This window comes from Rhizobium sp. BR 249 (genome assembly GCF_047445895.1).
Classification (GTDB): domain Bacteria; phylum Pseudomonadota; class Alphaproteobacteria; order Rhizobiales; family Rhizobiaceae; genus Rhizobium.
On the sequence record NZ_JARWKX010000016.1, the window covers coordinates 110,422 to 125,711 of the forward strand.

The window sequence follows — 15,290 nt, forward strand, 5'->3', positions numbered from 1 at the left end:
TAATGGAACTTAAATCGCAATTCACAGAGTTTCTCCGCGAGATCCGTCCTACGGATCGGCAGAAGGAAAGTTGGAAAGCGGGAGCGAGCACGCTCCGCTCGCGCCTCGCGGCTGACGAGGCCTTGAGCAAGATAGTCGTCGCCACCTTCCTACAAGGAAGCATTCGGCGCTCGACCGCGATCCGGCCGACCGGAGACAAGCGGCCCGATGTTGATATCGTTGTGGTGACTGATATCGACTATCACGCGACGACACCAAAGCAAGCGATGGACAAGTTTGTTCCATTTCTCGAACGCCACTACCCGGGCAAATGGCGTCCGCAGGGACGATCGTTTGGCATCGAACTGACCTACGTCGATATTGACCTGGTCATCACAGCGCTGCCGACCGATCCCGCGTCCCGGCAGGCGATGGAGAAATTGTATCGATCACAGTCGGTTCTCACGACAGATACCCTGGAAGAAGACACGAGTTGGCGCCTCAACGAGAGCTGGAAGCCAACGCCATTCGGTTCACAGCCGCTGGAAATGGAGGACGCGCCGACAGGCAACTGGCGTCCGAATCCGCTGTTTCTGCCAGACCGCGATGTCGGAACCTGGGGCCGCACCCATCCTCTCGCCCAGATCCAGTGGACGGCGGCGAAGAACCGAGCATGCAATGGCCACTACGTGAACCTGGTACGAGCTACCAAGTGGTGGCGGCAGAATGCGCTTATCGTGCCGAAATATCCGAAGGGCTATCCGCTTGAACACATGATCGGGCACGTTCTCAAAAACGGAACCACCTCGGTTGCCACCGGCTTCGTCCAGGCACTGGAATCCATGAGGGACGATTGGCGGATTCACGCAATGATCGAGCAAGTTCCAGAACTGCCTGACCACGGCGTGCCAGAGCACAATGTCTTGAAACGACTCTCCGCGGACGACTTCAAGTCTTTCCATGCTGCAATCACGACCGCGGCCGGACAGGCGCGAGAGGCGCTGGATTCGGACGATGCGCAGAAGAGCGGCCAGTTGTGGCAAAAGCTGTTCGGAACGAAGTTCCCGCTTCCCGGACCGAACGGTGGCGATCGTAAGCCTGGCTTCTTCATTCCTCCATCACAGCCTGCTGAGCCACGGAGGACTGATCGGTTCGCGTGAGGTACTTCTAGTTGTTTGTCCCTGAGGTACTTCAGAGCATTGCCGACCGACTTGCGGATCATCCTCGACTCCGATGTACCAACGCCTGGTCATCGGATTCGAAGGGTCGCTGGTTCCTGCCCTTCGTGGCCCTCCTGAGTGCCGATCCGACCGAGTTCATCTCGGCCGCGACGGCTTGGTACGTCGTGTTCATTCCGCGGACGAAAGACGTCACCGTTTACCCGGCGATGATCGGTGGAGTTTCGGCAACCTTCCAGCACCAGTCCTTCAATAGCGAAGGAGGTGGCTCGCTGCCGTGGAGGCTGGGAAATCCCTGCCTTGATCGCCCGGCGGCCATATTCGGGCGCGCCTCGTGGAATGGCCAGCCCGATGAGATCGACGAGAAGATCATCTGGCATCTGGAACGACTGCTTATGTGGATTGACGCGGCCGCTATGGGCGAGCTGGCGATCGATGGCGAGCCACTGGAGCTGCCGCCCGGGCCGGGGCAGACAAACTTTCCGGTGGTCGGCTTCATTGGCGCTGGCGACGATCTGACATTCTGGCAAGGCCGGACCAATGAATGGGGATGGGTCGATTTAGCCAAGCTTCCAGCGGCCAAAACCAGCTATGCAATGACGACGTTCCGTGACCACCAATCTGCGCCGATCAGAGAGTCGCCATGGGGGCGGACAATAGCTCAAGCCGCCGTGGCAAAAACTGGCCTCTGGATCGCGCTCGACAACCTGCCAGTGCTGGCGCCTTGGGAATTGCCACGAACGTGGGCGGATCTTTCCGCTCAGCTCGCTGGTCAGGGCGTTCAGCTGGCTGACGTGTTCGAGCTCGCTGGCGCCGATCGCCGGCGTCGGAAGGACGATCGCGGAACGGTCACGCTGCTCCTCGGATTCCCGACGGCGGAATTGATCGGCGAGGCTCCCTCGAAGTACCATTGGATCGCTGTCGGTTCGGTCGAACTGTCGGATCGGAAGACGAAGAAAAATGGCTTCCGCGCGAACGAGCGGGTGCATCGGCTCATCGATCGCAATCGACCGACAGCGAATTCTTCATTGACTTGGTTGCGGACGGTCAATTGGGAACCCGACCAGATCCGGACGCGCTCCGGCTTTGGCACCGGAATGGTTTCCAAGAGGGTGCTGGTTCTCGGTGCCGGGTCACTCGGTGGCGCAGTGTCGGAAAATCTCGTCCGCATGGGCGTGACAAGGATGGGTATTCTCGATCCTGACGTGTTGGATGTCGGCAACCTGACGCGGCATGTGCTTGGCATGGGTGCGGTCGGCCATGACAAGGCTACCGCGCTTGCGCACGCTCTGTCGCTGGCCATGCCAGATGCCAATGTCACAGGTGTAGTTGCCCGCTTCCCTCCGGGTACGGATGAACTCGCGGAGGAACTGCGTTCGTTCGATGTTATCATCGACTGCACCGGATCGGATGCGGTCCTTGATGCCATGGCCGAGTTCGACTGGGGCGGTGAGAAGATCTTCATCAGTCTGGCGATGACCTGGCGGGCCGAGGGACTTCTCGTGTTCACTGCCTCCGAGGCCACATTCCCGGCAATCGATGCGAAGGAAAGCTTCAACGAGATGAATGTGCCACCGACCGATTTCGGCGACGCCTACATGGAAGGGATCGGCTGCTGGCATCCAGTGTTTCCGGCAACGGCCGCAGATGTCCGCATGTGGGGTGCTGTGGCAACAACAACCATCCTAGAGGCAATCAGATTGCCGAAACGCCGCTGCCAATATTTCCGGCAGGGATTTGATGGCACTGTGGAGAGGCTCAATGGATGAGAAGATTATGGTGGCATTTCAAGCTGTGAATGCGACTGTCGAAGTTCGTCTGACGGATACCGCCCTGCGATTGATCGAGACGGAGGCTCTTACGTCGACTGACAAGGAGACAGGTGGCATCCTCATCGGTCGGTATGAGAATGATGGGAACGTGGCGGTCGTCACCGCGGCGACGGAACGTCCCGCCGACTCCAGTTCCGGAAGGGCTTGGTTTCAAAGGGGTATCAGTGGACTGAAAGCAAAACTTCGCACCCGATGGGTAGCTGGCGAATTCTATGTCGGCGAGTGGCACTCCCACCCTGGCGGCGCCCCGGATCCAAGCGGCAATGACATTCGGGTGATGCGTTCCATCTCGATCGACACCAGCTACAGGTGTCCGAAGCCGATCATGCTCATCGCAGGGACGTCCAGCAAGCCCATTCGCATATCGGTAAGCGTCTTGGAGAACGGTAGTCTGATCAGACTTAAGCCAGTCGAATCGCCTAGAAACAGCGGAACGGAAAGTCCGATCGTCACCGGCACCAAGCTGGAGGGCGATCTTTGATTTCGTCATTCGCCGAGGACTCGCCCCTGCGATAACAGCGCGCGTCGAAGGCTGTGCCGACTACTATGCTATGTCACCCTACACTGATGCATTAGACCACGAGTCGGTTCATGACTTACATCTATAACAATCCCACCCTCGATCTCACGCTTGACCCTGATTTCTTCTCCCTCCTCATCGGAAGCCACGCCCGCATCGTCGGCCGCCCCCTCCTTGAGGACGGCCAAGGCCCTGACTGGCTTTACAACGACGCCCCCGTCGTGGTCCTCGCTCACAATACCGAGCCCGACCCGCGCTTCATCTACGCAAACCGGACAGCACAGCGCTGCTTCGAATACAGCTGGGATGAATTCATCGCGCTGCCTTCGCGGCTTTCGGCCGAGCAGCCTGATCGTGCCGAGCGGCAGCGGTTGCTGGACGCCGTCACGCGTGATGGTTTTGTCGAGAATGGGCGTGGTGTCAGGATCGCGAAATCGGGGCGGCGGTTCTGGATCGAGGACGTGACCGTCTGGCAGCTTATCGATGAGGCCGGGCGGCGGTTGGGTCAGGCTGCGAAAATTTCTTCGTGGCGGGACGTGTAGTTGCCGCCTGGGGAGCTTCCATCGCGATGAAGCTACGGTTTCATCCGGTCGGGATGCGCCGCCTGAAAAGCGGGCAGTTCGGCGCATCTCGCGTCGATCTCGACTATGCGTTTGAAATCGGTCATCTCGACGCCCCAGCGGCGGGCGTTGTAGACTTGTGGAATGAGACAGAGGTCCGCCATCGTGGGCCGGTTGCCGAAGCTGAAGTCTCCGGCGCTTTCGCCGATCATGGCCTCCACTTTCCCGAGTCCGGCGGCGATGAAGTGTTTCATCCATTGCTCGCGGGCGTCGGCCTTTTCGGTCATGGTCATGAGATGCGCTGCGACATGCATGTTGCATATCGGGTGGATGTCCATGGCGACCGCGTATGCGAGGGCGCGCACTTTCTGGCGGTCGGCGATATCAGCCGGCAGCAATCCCGATTCCGGCCGAAGTTCGGCCAGATATTCGATGATCGCCAGTGATTGCGTCAGCGTTTTCCCATCGATCACCAATGTCGGCACGAGCCCCTGCGGGTTGAGCGCGAGATATTCCGGCGTCTTGTGTGCGCCCTCCAACAGGTTGACGGGCACCGTCCTGTAATCGACGCCCAGGAGATTGAGGGCGATGCGGACGCGGTAGCTCGCCGACGATCTCCAGTAATCGTAGAGAACGACCTCGCTCATTTCTCGCCGGCTCCCGCGTATTTTTCGACCGTCTGCTCGATCGCCCCGAAGATCGAATGGCCGGCGTGGTCCTTCATCTCGATGCGAACCCGATCCCCGAACCGCATGAAGGGCGTCTTCGGCGATCCGGTCTCAATGGCTTCGATCATCCTGAGTTCGGCAATGCAGGAATAGCCGTTTCCGCCCTCCTCCACCGGCCTGCCCGGGCCACCGTCCAGCTTGTTGGAGACGGTTCCGGAGCCGATGATCGTGCCGGCGACGAGATTGCGCGTCTTGGCGGCATGGGCGATCAATTGGCCGAAATCGAAGGTCATGTCGATGCCGGCATTCGCCTTGCCGAATGCCATGCCGTTCAAGCTCACGAGCAGCGGCAGATGCAGCTTGCCGCCATCCCAGGCACTGCCTAGCTCATCGGGCGTCACCGCGACGGGAGAGAATGCCGATGCGGGCTTGGATTGGAAGAAACCAAATCCCTTGCCCAATTCATCCGGGATGAGGCCGCGCAGCGACACGTCGTTGACGAGCATCACGAGGCGGATAGCGTTGCGGGCTGCTTGCGGGCCGGAGCCCATCGCCACGTCGCCGGTGATGACGGCGACCTCGCCCTCCATGTCGATCCCGTAGGCTTCGTCTGCCGCCAGGATCGGATCGCGCGGCGCGAGGAATCCGTCCGAACCGCCTTGATACATCAGCGGATCGGTCCAGAAGCTCGCCGGCATCTCGGCGCCTCGCGCCTTGCGCACCAGTTCGACATGGTTGACGTAGGCCGAGCCGTCGGCCCATTGATAGGCCCGCGGCAGAGGCGATGCAGCATCATGTTCGTGAAAGCGGATCGTCGGCTGGGCGCCGGTCTCGATGCCTTCGGCGACCTGCTCAAGTCTTGGAGCCACATGCTCCCAGTCGTCGAGCGCTGCCTGCAAGGTGCGGGCGATGTGGCCGACCTCGGAGCAGCGAGTGAGATCGCGGGACACGACGACGAGGCGGCCGTCCCTGGTGGAGTCCTTCAATGTCGCGAGTTTCATGTCTGATTTCCAATGCGGGAGGATGCCATCACTTGATACCGGGGGTTCCGTCGAACTTGCGTTCCAGGCCGTCCCAGCATTTGAGGTAATCATCCTGCAGCGTTTCAAGCTCGGCTGCGTATTTCGTCAGTTGCTGCGGGTATCGGGTCTCGAACATGAAGGCCATGGTGTTATCGAGCTTCACGGGCTTGAGCTCGGAATTGGATGCCTTTTCGAAGGCAAGCGCATCCGGCCCGTGGGCCAGCATCATGTTGTGCAGGCTCATGCCACCCGGCACGAAGCCCTCTTCCTTGGCGTCGTACTGGCCGTGGATCAGGCCCATGAATTCGCTCATGATGTTGCGGTGATACCAGGGCGGACGGAAGGTGTGGTCGGCCACCAGCCAGCGCGGCGGGAAGATCACGAAATCGACATTGGCCGTGCCGGCATCTTCGGTGGGGGCTGTCAGCACCGAGAAGATCGACGGATCGGGATGGTCGAAGCTGATCGCGCCGACGGGAGAGAATGTCCTGAGGTCGTATTTGTAAGGCGCGTAGTTGCCGTGCCAGGCGACCACATCGAGCGGCGAGTGGCCGATCTCGGTGACATAGAACTTTCCGCACCATTTCACATGCACACGGCAGGGCGTTTCCTTGTCCTCGAAAGCGGCGACGGGCGTCTTGAAGTCGCGCGGGTTCGCAAGACAATTGGCGCCGATCGGCCCGCGGTCCGGCAGGGTGAATTTCGCGCCGTAGTTCTCGCAGATATAGCCGCGCCAGACTTTCTGCTCGCCGCTTTTCAGGATCTTGAACATCATGCCGCGGGGGATGAGGCATATCTCAAGCGGCTCGACATCCATGATGCCCATTTCGGTGAACACCCTGAGGGCGCCGAGCTGCGGCACGATCAGCAGTTCGCCGTCGGCATTGAAGAAATAGTCGTCGACCATGTCTTCGTTGAAAACGTAGGCATGGGCCGACATGCCGACCTGGGTGGTGACATCGCCCGCTGTCGTCATCGTCCGCACGCCCTGAAGAAAGGTCAGCTTCTCCTCAGGCGCGGGGATGGGATTCCAGCGAAGCTGGCCGAGGGCAAGCGAATGATCGTCCAGGCAGGGGGCGCTTTTCCAGTGGGGATAGGAAGCGTTCGAGAAGCGGCTCGTGTGGCGCACGCTCGGGCGGATGCGATAAAGCCAGGATCTTTCGTTCGTCCCTCGCGGCGCGGTGAAGGGCGAGCCGGAAAGCTGCTCGGCATAAAGGCCGTAATTGCATTTCTGCGGGCTGTTCTGGCCCTGCGGCAGGGCGCCCGGAAGCGACTCCGTTTCGAAATCGTTGCCGAAGCCCGGCATGTATTTCAGCTTGTTCGTTATCGCGGCTTCAGTCTCCGAAGACTGAATCGATGTCTGGTCCATTGCTCAACTCCTCCCCCGAAAACTCCTGAACGCCGCGCGCCCTTTCGGACGCGCGGGATGTCCGAGAGTTTACTCCGCTGCGGTACCGATGACACCACGCTTGATCTGATCGGCTTCGATCGATTCGAACAGCGCGCGGAAATTGCCTTCGCCGAAGCCCTCGTCGCCCTTGCGCTGGATGAATTCGAAGAAGATCGGGCCGATGACGGTTTTCGAGAAGATCTGGAGCAGGATTTTCGTCATGCCGCCGTTCACGACACCTTCGCCGTCGATGAGGATGCCATGCTTCTTCATCCGATCGATGGGCTCGCTATGGCCGTTCACGCGCTCATAGGACATGTCGTAATAGGTCTCCGGAGGACCCGGCATGAAGCGCAGGCCGTTATCGGCAAGCCTGTCGGTGGCGTCGTAGATATCCTCCGTGCCGACGGCGATATGCTGGATGCCCTCGCCCCGGTACTTCTTCAGATATTCCTCGATCTGGCTCGTGTCGTCCTTCGATTCATTCAGCGGAATGCGGATCTTGCCGCAGGGCGAGGTGATGGCGCGGCTGACCAGACCGGTGATGCGCCCATCAATATCGAAGAAGTGGATCTGCTTGAAATTGAACAGGTTGCGGTAGAAATCCCACCATTTGTCCATATTGCCGCGGAAGACGTTATGCGTGAGGTGATCGAGATAATAGAAGCCGATCCCCTCCGGGCGCGGGTTGCGCTCGCCGAGCCAATCGAACTCGGCATCGTAAGCCGAGCCCTTTGCCCCGTAGGTTTCGACGAGATAAAGCAGCGAGCCGCCGATGCCGACGATCGCCGGTACGTCGAGCACCTTGTCATCGCCTTCATAGGGAACCGCGCCTTTCGACACCGCATGATCGAAGGCGTGCCTGGCGTCGACGACGCGCCATGCCATCGATGGCGCGCAGGGACCATGATTGGCGACGAAGCGGGCGCCATGGCTGCCGGCTTCGGCGTTCAGGACATAGTTGATGTCCCCCTGGCGCCAGACGGTGATGTCTTTCGTCTTGTGCCTCGCGACCACGACATAGCCCATGCGTGTGAAGAGCTCACTGAGTTTCTCTGGCTCGGGATGAGCGAATTCGACGAATTCGAAGCCGTCGGTGCCGGCCGGGTTATCGGCGGTGATTTCTGACGGCGGCGCATCATGCGGGAAAGGGCCCATTTTCTCCTCCTCGAGACTGAACTTTCACTCATGCAAAGTGTGACCCAAAACGCATGCAAAGTTCTTGCATTCTTTCTATACAAGGAAAATATTATGCATGGTTCGTGAGCATTTTGGAGGTTTCGCGCAATGGATGAGCATCTCGACAAATTGGATTTTCGCCTACTTCAGGAATTACAAAAAGACGGCAGGCTGACGAACAACGAGTTGGGCGAGCGGATCGCGCTTTCGCCCTCGCAATGCTCACGCCGGCGCACCAGATTGGAGTCCGAGGGATATATCCGCAGCTACCGGGCTTACCTCGATCGGCAAAAACTGGGTCTGGATATGCTGGTGGTCATTTCCGTGACGCTTGCGACCCACAACAGAGACAATGCCCGCCGATTTTCCCAGCTGATCAATGGGTTGCCGGAGGTTCTCGAAGCCTACGCGCTGACCGGCGAAATGGATTATCATCTGAAGGTCGCGACCCGCGGGCTCGCCGACCTCTCCAAATTCGTCAACGACGTTCTGTTGCCCCACGAATCCGTGCAGCACGTGAAGACGTCGATCGTGCTCGATACGCTGAAGACATTCGAAGGCTTTCCGATACACATGCCGGGCAGCGCGCATGGCGACCACGCGCGATAGGTCCGCAGCCTCCTTTGCCAACAGGCGTCAGAGCGGCAGTTCGGTCGAGAATTTCAGCTCGCGCAGCACGAAGCTCGATACGACGGTGCGCACATGCGGGTTGCGCATGAGGTAGCGGGTCATGAAGGCTTCGTAGCTTTCCACGTCGCTGGCCCGGATCTTCAGCATGTAGTCGAAAGCGCCCGACAAGGCGTAACACTCCATGATTTCCGGGCGCTCCAGCACCACCGACGCGAAAGAGGCGACCGCCTCTTCATGGTGATCCTCCAGCGTCACATGCGCGATCACGCAGAGCTTGAGATCGAGTTTTCCGGGATCGAGCAGCGTCACGCGCTTGCGGATGACGCCGTCGGCTTCCAGTTCCTGGATCTTCCGCCAGGCCGAACTCTGCGACATGCCTGCCTTTTCGGCCAGGTCGGCCAGCGACAGGCTGCCGTCGGCCTGGATGAGTTGCAGAAGCTTGCGACGAAAGTTCCCAGGTTCTTTCATTTTCTGCGCCAGATCTGAGAAGAATTTCCATCATTATGGCAATAGCCAGCACGAAAGAAAAGAAAATCCTCCAAAGCCGGATCATAATGACAGAAATAGCGCCGTGCCTGGGAGGATCAGCCTATGACCAAGGAAAGCAGCTACACCGCCAAACTGCCCGGCCCGGACGGCCTATACGACTATACGCCCGAAGAAGATGCGATCTGGGGTGAACTCTATGTGCGCCAGATGAAGTTGCTCGCCGATACGGCCTGCCGCGAATATCTCGACGGCGTCAAATTGCTGGGATTGAAGCCCGAGAAGGTGCCTCAGCTTCTCGATGTGAACAGACGCCTGAACGAAACCACCGGCTTCGGCGTCGAAGGCGTGCCGGCGCTCATTCCGCCCTCGCGCTTTTATGAACTTCTGTCGCAAGGTAAATTCCCGCTCGCAACCTTCCTGCGCCGCCGTGAGCATATCGACTATATCGAGGAGCCGGACCTGTTCCACGAGGTCTTCGGCCACTGCCCGCTCTTGACCAACCAGAGCTATGCCAATTTCGTCAGGCATTTCGGCGAAGCCGCCGTTCGCCTCGGTAAAGGCTATTCATGGCATCTGTTCCGCATCTTCTGGTTCACCGTCGAATTCGGGCTGATCAATACGCCGCAGGGCCGCCGCTGCTTCGGAGCAGGCATCGTCTCGTCTCCGAGCGAAGCCAAGGCGGCAATGGAAGGCACGGCCTGCGAATTCCGCCCGTTCGATCTCATGAGCGTGCTGAGAACCCCCTACCGGATCGATATCCTTCAGCCGATCTACTATGTCATCGACAGCTTCGCCGATCTTGAAGCGATCGTGGAGCAGGATATCGAGGGCATGATCCTGAAGGCGAAGTCGCTGGGTGATTTCGCCCCGACTTTCGAAGCCAAAGCTTCGTGAACCGCTGACGATACGGCGGCGGCGAGAAAAGGCCGGCAACTCAGATATGGATGCCGGCCAGGAAAACGCTGAATGCGAGCGAATGCGCCATTCAGAGCTACTCCTCCGGCAGGATGATCTTCTGGCCGGTCGTGCTCTTGACCGGCTTTTCGCCGGGGACGTGGGACATGGTCCGGGTCGTGCTTTGCAGCGTATCCCCGTCCGTACTGGTCTTGGTTCGCGACTTGCTGAACGTTCCCTTGTCCACCGCCTGCGCTTTCGTCTGCGCCTTCAGCTTGTCGCCGCCATCATTGACGTGGGTTTGGCTCTTGGCCTTTCCATCGGTGGTCGCGGCACTTCCGCCGGACCCGATGGAAGAGGTCGTTCCGTCATCCGTCCGGCACGTCCCGGCCGTTCCCACCGAACTCGCCGAGGTGCCGCCTGCCGAGGCCGTTCCGCCCGAGCCGACCGTCCCGGCCGCATCGCATTCTTGCGCAGACACGGCTGCCGCCGAGGCCAGGAGCGCTATCGACATTGCTCCGATGATGTTCGAGAGTTTCATGGCGATCTCCTATTTCTTCGGTTTCATCACGGAACAGGTTCCGTCTGAACGCTTGGTTATCACGGTGCCGTCAGGCCGGGTGACGCTTGCCGTCGAGAAACTGTCGACGCTTCCCGAGCCCGCCGAAGCGCCTGCCGAGGATGTCGATGAGGAGCCGGAACTCGTCGTTCTCCCGCCTGTTGTCGTCGATGACGATACATGACCGTTGCCGGCCGTGACCGTCGTGGACATACCGCCATTTGCGGAAACGTCTCCCTCGATGACGGTGCAGGTGGTGCCATCATCGAGTTTTATGTCTTCGGACATGGCCTGCCCCGCGGCCAATAGGGCTGCGGCGGTCCATGCGGCTTTAGAAAGGCTGGTCATTGTTATCTCCTGGGTTGGCCGACGCCTGTCGAGGCGCCGGCCCGAGCGGTCAGCAGGACTTATTGTCTGTACCGTCCTTCTTGAGCTGACCGGGGGCACAGCCCTTCTTGCCCTTGTTGTCATGAGACGACCCGGCCGAACTTGCGCCGGTGCCAACCGTGCTGCCCGTCTTGTCGCCATCGGCCGACGAGGCGCCGGTCCCGACGCTGGAGGCCGAATTGGCATCACCGGAACCGGCAGCCGAACCGCCCGTGCCAACCGAACTGCTGGAGGTGCCTCCGCCCGCCGACGAGCCGCCCGTTCCAAGCGTCGAAGCCGAGCCGGAACCCGAGCCCGCGGCGGAGCCGCCGGTGCCGACACTGCTGCTGGAGGTCCCGCCGCCTGCCGAAGATCCGCCTGTGCCGACCGTCGAAGAAGAGCCGGACGGGCAATTGCTGGAACCTGCCGGGCAGTCGCCACCGGCGGAGCTGCCACCAGTACCGATCGTGCTGCTCGCAGTTCCGCCGCCCGCCGTCGAACCGCCAGTGCCGACGGTGCTGGACGACTGCGCGAATCCGGACACCGCCGTACCCGCCAGCAGTGCTGCCGCAAGTGCTACATGAGTTACCTTCATCATCGTGTATTCCTCCGTTTGTCATGGGTGCCGTCGCATCCGTTTCCGGATGGGATAGCTCTTTGGCAAACGACGGTTTTTGCTCACTGTTCCTGCCATAGGCACTCAGTCGGGGGAGCCCCGGACTTTGGTCGAATGGGCGTCTCACGTGTCAGGGGAACATGCATTCCCAGCGGCGGTTGGGAGCTGGAAAACTCCTCTTCGCCGGTCGTCTCGTCAGGTTATGATGCGGAATGCGCCTTGGCTGCGATGAGGGACAATGCCACCGCGGTCGGCGCGAAAGAGAATTCACAGGGAACTGCCGCGATCAAGCCCGTAATAAGGCGAAAGCTCACTTTTCGTCGCCTGTCTCACCAGTTCAGGATTTGCGAGGTCGCGGCATTTCCTCTCAATGAACGGTCTTCGATGCCTTCCTCGTTTGGGAAATACCTTGCAGCGTCGCCATGAGCTTTTCGAACTCGTTCAGGACACGGTTGAACTCGGCATCCTGCATATTGGCGATGTCGGATATTGTCGAGGAAACGGATGCGATGAGCCTGTCGATCCAGACGCAGCGGTCGGCCGGCACATTTCCGAGAGCCTCTTTCCGAAGCGTCTTCAGCTCGTGAAGGATGCGCACGATCAGGGCTCCCCGCTCCGCCCTGCTGAGAAGCCGCAGCCTTGTTTGGGCCTGCTGGATTTCCGTTAGCAGCGTCGTGGCCATCCCCGATCTCCCAACCTGAAAATGTAAATGCCAAATCCCTAATGCAACCGGTATCACAACCGGAACGTTCGCGACATGGACCTAAGTCTGACGGTTCGGATTGGTTCGTTATAGTACCTGTCGCAACCACAAATGATCAATTTCTGCTGGCGACAATCTCAGGAACAGCAGCCGGGTCCTGACAGCCGCGACGCGGCCCGTCCCATGGCTGATAGGTGTTGTCTTCCGGTCGATACGACCTGTAGCGGGCGGCGCACCAGGCTGCCGCCTGCGGGTTTACACTCACACCCGCGCGTTCATCGGCCGCGGCGACAGTCTGCGGGAACGGCGACGAACATTCCCGGATCTCGCCACTATAGGATCGGTAGCTGTTGGTCTCGGCATCGAAGGAACGGTAGCGTTCCGCACACCAGGCGAGGTGCTGGACCGAATGCTGCGGCTGCGATGTCTGAGGTTCGGTTGGAAGGCCAGCGGAATTCGGCCTCGCTCTCGACACTCTGATGGGCGGGGCCTCCGTGACATAGCTGGAATATTGGGGCGCAATACGTTCGTAGCGCTGTTGCCGAGGATCGACCTTCATCGGCCTCGTCGTCCACAGATCAGGCGAAGCCAGATCCCGGAATGCTTGGGGTTTGGAATCCGCCACGACATGGGACGCGACGGATGCGACGGCTATGCAGGCTCCGACCGAGCTCGCGATGCCGAAGGCGACGGATGCGATGGCTCTCATTTCCCCGGATCCTGCTGCTGAACCTGCGGGACCCACACCCGGCCGGTCGTACTGCTATGATCGCTGCCCGTGGCGACAAGCGCGGCGAGAATGGCGGCGATCGCCAGCAGGATGGCAATGAGCGGCAGGGCCAGACCGCCGGATTTCTCTTCGGAATAGATCATGTTCCTTCTCCCCCGGTCCCGGCGACGAAGTTCGCCGCCAGGATGCTGGCGCTTATGCCGAGATGATGTAGACGATCGTGAATGCAGAGGGATCGACGATGACGATCCGGCCGTCAGCAAGGATGAAGAAGCGGTAGGCCTTGTATTGCGGGACGATCTCCACGATCCGCGGCGGCAGCGGCTCGAGCCTGATCTTCTTGGGAATGGTCGTGCCGACCGAAACGGTGAAGTCCACCTCCCTAACCGGCTCGACTTGGACTTCTTTCACCACCTGACGGATTTCCGTCTGCTGCTCGACCGAAATGTTCACATTGGTCGTATTGTTCGTTTCGGTCTTTGTATTGCTTTGGGTCTCGGTCGAGCCGCTGGAGGACTTGGCATCGCCGGACTTCTGGGTCTCGCCGGAACCGGTCGACGTGCCTGTGTCCTGGCTGCCGGCAGGCTTCTGCGTGTCCGTCGAGGACTGTCCCGAGGGGGTCTTCGAGCTGTCCGAATTTCCGCCTGGGGTATCGGTGCCCGCGCCACCGGAACCGGTTTCAGTGGAGGTTCCGGACTGCGTCTTGGCATCGGGCTGGGTTCCCGTCTGACCCGAGGAGCCATCCGTCGAGGTTCCGCCAGAAGTGGAAGGCTGCTGCTTGCTCTCGCCGCTCGATGCGCCTGCGTCACTCGAGCCGGAGGCACCACTGCCCGCATCCGGCTGCTGGGCCGCATCGCCGCTGGGCTGGCCGCTTTGGGCGGCACCTTTTTTGGGAAGGATCGGTGCGTCCTGCGCCGAGGCGGACATGATGCCGATCGGCGAAGCGCCGATCGAGAGTGCCGTCATCATGACGGCGAGTGTCTTGATCTTCATAACAATCTCTCTGTTTTTGGCCGCACGACGGCGTGCCGTCGCGGCGGTTCTCAGGCTCTAGCTGATGCTTCCGGAGGGAAGACGCGGCAGGGCCGCGTCTGGGGATCAGGTCACTTGATGACCTGGATGACCTTGCGTGACGACGGTTCGACGATGATACGTTCATCGTTGACCACCGCATAAGCATAAGTCGGGTCGTCCGGAATAGGCGTTACGACAACCGTTTCCGGCAGGGGCTGGCCGACGACGATCTTCTCTTTCACGACAACGCGCGCGGACGGCGCGGGAGCCTCGCGGACGTAGGTGACGACCTTTTCGGGCGGCGGATCGATCGCCGTACCGACGACTGCGCCAGCAACACCGCCGACGGCAGCGCCAACAGGACCACCGACGATCGCGCCGGTGACCGCACCGCCGGCTGCACCATTGACGGTCGAGGACTGGGCGAAGGCGATGCCCGACATGAGGGTCGCGGCCGTTGCCGCACCGACGATAAGTTTGGAGAGCATTTTTTCCTCCTTTGTTTCAACGCGGCCTTCATGACCGCTGCTGACCGAACGACCTGCGTGCCGGGTCGTTCCCAAACCCGGACCTCAGTCTGATGGTGCCCGGCCCTTGGTCCTAAATCCCATTTCAATGTCCGCAGCCGACGCTAATTGCCGATCCAAAGGCCTGCGGTCGCGGGCAGTAGGAGACTGAAGGAATGGCAAGATCCAGCCGCCGGGAGGCCGGACGCAGACGCCTGGCGATGCGCCTGCCGCAGATGCGGAAACTGATCATGGAAGCTCGCGACCCGTGGCAGCTCGAGCTCTTCGAAGCATACCAGACAGCGGTCGCAGCGCGTGACTCCATTCGCGGACGATCGTCGCATGCGAACCTGGTGCGGGAGTATGACGAGACCTGCCATGAGATCGAGCAGCACCTCATCCGCGCGATGAGCGAACCTTCTTACGCGCAGATCTCAAAGGGATAAGCCGCCTCC

At 60.3% G+C, this 15,290-nt stretch carries 20 protein-coding genes; 7 read left to right on the forward strand and 13 right to left on the reverse strand.

What is annotated here, in order from left to right:
• Positions 1-2 precede the first annotated feature (2 nt).
• The 4 genes from QD408_RS16580 to QD408_RS16595 all read left to right on the forward strand — a co-directional run bounded on the left by QD408_RS16580 (position 3) and on the right by QD408_RS16595 (position 4,051).
• Positions 3-1,139 carry an SMODS domain-containing nucleotidyltransferase gene (locus QD408_RS16580; protein ID WP_414140048.1) on the forward strand — a complete coding sequence of 379 codons (1,137 nt, stop codon included), beginning with the start codon at positions 3-5 and terminating at the stop codon, positions 1,137-1,139.
• A gap of 11 nt (positions 1,140-1,150) precedes the next feature.
• Positions 1,151-2,926 (forward strand): HesA/MoeB/ThiF family protein, encoded by a 1,776-nt coding sequence (locus tag QD408_RS16585; RefSeq protein WP_414140049.1) that lies wholly within the window; start codon positions 1,151-1,153, stop codon positions 2,924-2,926.
• A complete protein-coding gene (locus QD408_RS16590; protein WP_414140050.1) occupies positions 2,919-3,470 on the forward strand; it encodes a Mov34/MPN/PAD-1 family protein in 552 nt (183 codons plus the stop codon). The genes QD408_RS16585 and QD408_RS16590 overlap by 8 nt, the downstream gene beginning before the upstream one ends.
• Before the next feature lie 110 nt (positions 3,471-3,580).
• Complete coding sequence (locus tag QD408_RS16595; protein ID WP_414140051.1) at positions 3,581-4,051, forward strand: MEKHLA domain-containing protein; 471 nt, start codon at positions 3,581-3,583, stop codon at positions 4,049-4,051.
• A 32-nt stretch (positions 4,052-4,083) separates the two neighbouring features.
• Here the strand turns inward: QD408_RS16595 and maiA are convergent, their stop codons facing one another.
• The 4 genes from maiA to hppD form a co-directional block, all read right to left on the reverse strand.
• On the reverse strand, positions 4,084-4,716 hold the full coding sequence (gene maiA, locus QD408_RS16600; RefSeq protein WP_414140052.1) for a maleylacetoacetate isomerase: 633 nt from the start codon (positions 4,714-4,716) through the stop codon (positions 4,084-4,086).
• Positions 4,713-5,738 (reverse strand): fumarylacetoacetate hydrolase family protein, encoded by a 1,026-nt coding sequence (locus QD408_RS16605; protein ID WP_414140053.1) that lies wholly within the window; start codon positions 5,736-5,738, stop codon positions 4,713-4,715. Before QD408_RS16605 ends, maiA begins: the two co-directional genes overlap by 4 nt.
• A 28-nt stretch (positions 5,739-5,766) precedes the next feature.
• A complete protein-coding gene (gene hmgA, locus QD408_RS16610) occupies positions 5,767-7,128 on the reverse strand; it encodes a homogentisate 1,2-dioxygenase (RefSeq protein WP_414140054.1) in 1,362 nt (453 codons plus the stop codon).
• A 69-nt stretch (positions 7,129-7,197) separates the two neighbouring features.
• Positions 7,198-8,307, reverse strand: coding sequence for a 4-hydroxyphenylpyruvate dioxygenase (hppD, locus tag QD408_RS16615; RefSeq protein ID WP_414140055.1), 1,110 nt, complete (start codon positions 8,305-8,307; stop codon positions 7,198-7,200).
• 129 nt (positions 8,308-8,436) lie between these two features.
• Here hppD and QD408_RS16620 point away from each other — a divergent pair, with 129 nt between their 5' ends.
• The gene (locus tag QD408_RS16620) at positions 8,437-8,937 is read left to right on the forward strand and encodes an Lrp/AsnC family transcriptional regulator (protein WP_088681008.1); all 501 of its coding nucleotides are present in this window, start codon (positions 8,437-8,439) and stop codon (positions 8,935-8,937) included.
• Between the two features lie 27 nt (positions 8,938-8,964).
• On the opposite strand, the gene QD408_RS16625 is transcribed toward QD408_RS16620, so the two are convergent.
• Positions 8,965-9,426 (reverse strand): Lrp/AsnC family transcriptional regulator, encoded by a 462-nt coding sequence (locus tag QD408_RS16625; RefSeq protein ID WP_414140056.1) that lies wholly within the window; start codon positions 9,424-9,426, stop codon positions 8,965-8,967.
• 123 nt (positions 9,427-9,549) lie between these two features.
• Here QD408_RS16625 and QD408_RS16630 point away from each other — a divergent pair, with 123 nt between their 5' ends.
• Positions 9,550-10,341 carry a phenylalanine 4-monooxygenase gene (locus QD408_RS16630; protein ID WP_088681009.1) on the forward strand — a complete coding sequence of 264 codons (792 nt, stop codon included), beginning with the start codon at positions 9,550-9,552 and terminating at the stop codon, positions 10,339-10,341.
• Between the two features lie 97 nt (positions 10,342-10,438).
• On the opposite strand, the gene QD408_RS16635 is transcribed toward QD408_RS16630, so the two are convergent.
• The 8 genes from QD408_RS16635 to QD408_RS16670 all read right to left on the reverse strand — a co-directional run bounded on the left by QD408_RS16635 (position 10,439) and on the right by QD408_RS16670 (position 14,817).
• Positions 10,439-10,882, reverse strand: a complete 444-nt coding sequence (locus QD408_RS16635) for a hypothetical protein (RefSeq protein WP_414140057.1) — start codon at positions 10,880-10,882, stop codon at positions 10,439-10,441.
• Between the two features lie 9 nt (positions 10,883-10,891).
• Positions 10,892-11,248 carry a hypothetical protein gene (locus tag QD408_RS16640; RefSeq protein WP_414140058.1) on the reverse strand — a complete coding sequence of 119 codons (357 nt, stop codon included), beginning with the start codon at positions 11,246-11,248 and terminating at the stop codon, positions 10,892-10,894.
• A gap of 49 nt (positions 11,249-11,297) precedes the next feature.
• Positions 11,298-11,864: a hypothetical protein gene (locus QD408_RS16645; RefSeq protein ID WP_414140059.1), complete on the reverse strand. Its 567-nt coding sequence runs from the start codon at positions 11,862-11,864 to the stop codon at positions 11,298-11,300.
• 385 nt (positions 11,865-12,249) lie between these two features.
• Entirely contained in the window at positions 12,250-12,564 is a 315-nt protein-coding gene (locus tag QD408_RS16650) for a hypothetical protein (RefSeq protein ID WP_414140060.1), read from the reverse strand.
• Between the two features lie 136 nt (positions 12,565-12,700).
• Complete coding sequence (locus QD408_RS16655; RefSeq protein WP_414140061.1) at positions 12,701-13,294, reverse strand: BA14K family protein; 594 nt, start codon at positions 13,292-13,294, stop codon at positions 12,701-12,703.
• Positions 13,291-13,458, reverse strand: a complete 168-nt coding sequence (locus QD408_RS16660) for a hypothetical protein (protein ID WP_414140062.1) — start codon at positions 13,456-13,458, stop codon at positions 13,291-13,293. The genes QD408_RS16655 and QD408_RS16660 overlap by 4 nt, the downstream gene beginning before the upstream one ends.
• Positions 13,459-13,510: 52 nt before the next feature.
• Complete coding sequence (locus tag QD408_RS16665; protein ID WP_088681015.1) at positions 13,511-14,308, reverse strand: DUF1236 domain-containing protein; 798 nt, start codon at positions 14,306-14,308, stop codon at positions 13,511-13,513.
• Between the two features lie 110 nt (positions 14,309-14,418).
• The gene (locus QD408_RS16670) at positions 14,419-14,817 is read right to left on the reverse strand and encodes a DUF1236 domain-containing protein (protein WP_088681016.1); all 399 of its coding nucleotides are present in this window, start codon (positions 14,815-14,817) and stop codon (positions 14,419-14,421) included.
• A gap of 194 nt (positions 14,818-15,011) precedes the next feature.
• On the opposite strand from QD408_RS16670, the gene QD408_RS16675 reads away from it, so the two are divergent.
• A complete protein-coding gene (locus QD408_RS16675; protein ID WP_414140063.1) occupies positions 15,012-15,281 on the forward strand; it encodes a hypothetical protein in 270 nt (89 codons plus the stop codon).
• Positions 15,282-15,290: the final 9 nt, after the last annotated feature.

Excerpts from the sequence above, each read along its gene's own strand:
- QD408_RS16580 (WP_414140048.1), top strand. The coding sequence starts at position 3 with ATGGAACTTAAATCGCAATTCACAGAGTTTCTCCGCGAGATCCGTCCT.
- QD408_RS16590 (WP_414140050.1), top strand. The coding sequence starts at position 2,919 with ATGGATGAGAAGATTATGGTGGCATTTCAAGCTGTGAATGCGACTGTC.
- QD408_RS16595 (WP_414140051.1), top strand. The coding sequence starts at position 3,581 with ATGACTTACATCTATAACAATCCCACCCTCGATCTCACGCTTGACCCT.
- maiA (WP_414140052.1), bottom strand. The coding sequence starts at position 4,716 with ATGAGCGAGGTCGTTCTCTACGATTACTGGAGATCGTCGGCGAGCTAC.
- QD408_RS16605 (WP_414140053.1), bottom strand. The coding sequence starts at position 5,738 with ATGAAACTCGCGACATTGAAGGACTCCACCAGGGACGGCCGCCTCGTC.
- hmgA (WP_414140054.1), bottom strand. The coding sequence starts at position 7,128 with ATGGACCAGACATCGATTCAGTCTTCGGAGACTGAAGCCGCGATAACG.
- hppD (WP_414140055.1), bottom strand. The coding sequence starts at position 8,307 with ATGGGCCCTTTCCCGCATGATGCGCCGCCGTCAGAAATCACCGCCGAT.
- QD408_RS16620 (WP_088681008.1), top strand. The coding sequence starts at position 8,437 with ATGGATGAGCATCTCGACAAATTGGATTTTCGCCTACTTCAGGAATTA.
- QD408_RS16625 (WP_414140056.1), bottom strand. The coding sequence starts at position 9,426 with ATGAAAGAACCTGGGAACTTTCGTCGCAAGCTTCTGCAACTCATCCAG.
- QD408_RS16630 (WP_088681009.1), top strand. The coding sequence starts at position 9,550 with ATGACCAAGGAAAGCAGCTACACCGCCAAACTGCCCGGCCCGGACGGC.
- QD408_RS16635 (WP_414140057.1), bottom strand. The coding sequence starts at position 10,882 with ATGAAACTCTCGAACATCATCGGAGCAATGTCGATAGCGCTCCTGGCC.
- QD408_RS16640 (WP_414140058.1), bottom strand. The coding sequence starts at position 11,248 with ATGACCAGCCTTTCTAAAGCCGCATGGACCGCCGCAGCCCTATTGGCC.
- QD408_RS16645 (WP_414140059.1), bottom strand. The coding sequence starts at position 11,864 with ATGATGAAGGTAACTCATGTAGCACTTGCGGCAGCACTGCTGGCGGGT.
- QD408_RS16650 (WP_414140060.1), bottom strand. The coding sequence starts at position 12,564 with ATGGCCACGACGCTGCTAACGGAAATCCAGCAGGCCCAAACAAGGCTG.
- QD408_RS16655 (WP_414140061.1), bottom strand. The coding sequence starts at position 13,294 with ATGAGAGCCATCGCATCCGTCGCCTTCGGCATCGCGAGCTCGGTCGGA.
- QD408_RS16660 (WP_414140062.1), bottom strand. The coding sequence starts at position 13,458 with ATGATCTATTCCGAAGAGAAATCCGGCGGTCTGGCCCTGCCGCTCATT.
- QD408_RS16665 (WP_088681015.1), bottom strand. The coding sequence starts at position 14,308 with ATGAAGATCAAGACACTCGCCGTCATGATGACGGCACTCTCGATCGGC.
- QD408_RS16670 (WP_088681016.1), bottom strand. The coding sequence starts at position 14,817 with ATGCTCTCCAAACTTATCGTCGGTGCGGCAACGGCCGCGACCCTCATG.
- QD408_RS16675 (WP_414140063.1), top strand. The coding sequence starts at position 15,012 with ATGGCAAGATCCAGCCGCCGGGAGGCCGGACGCAGACGCCTGGCGATG.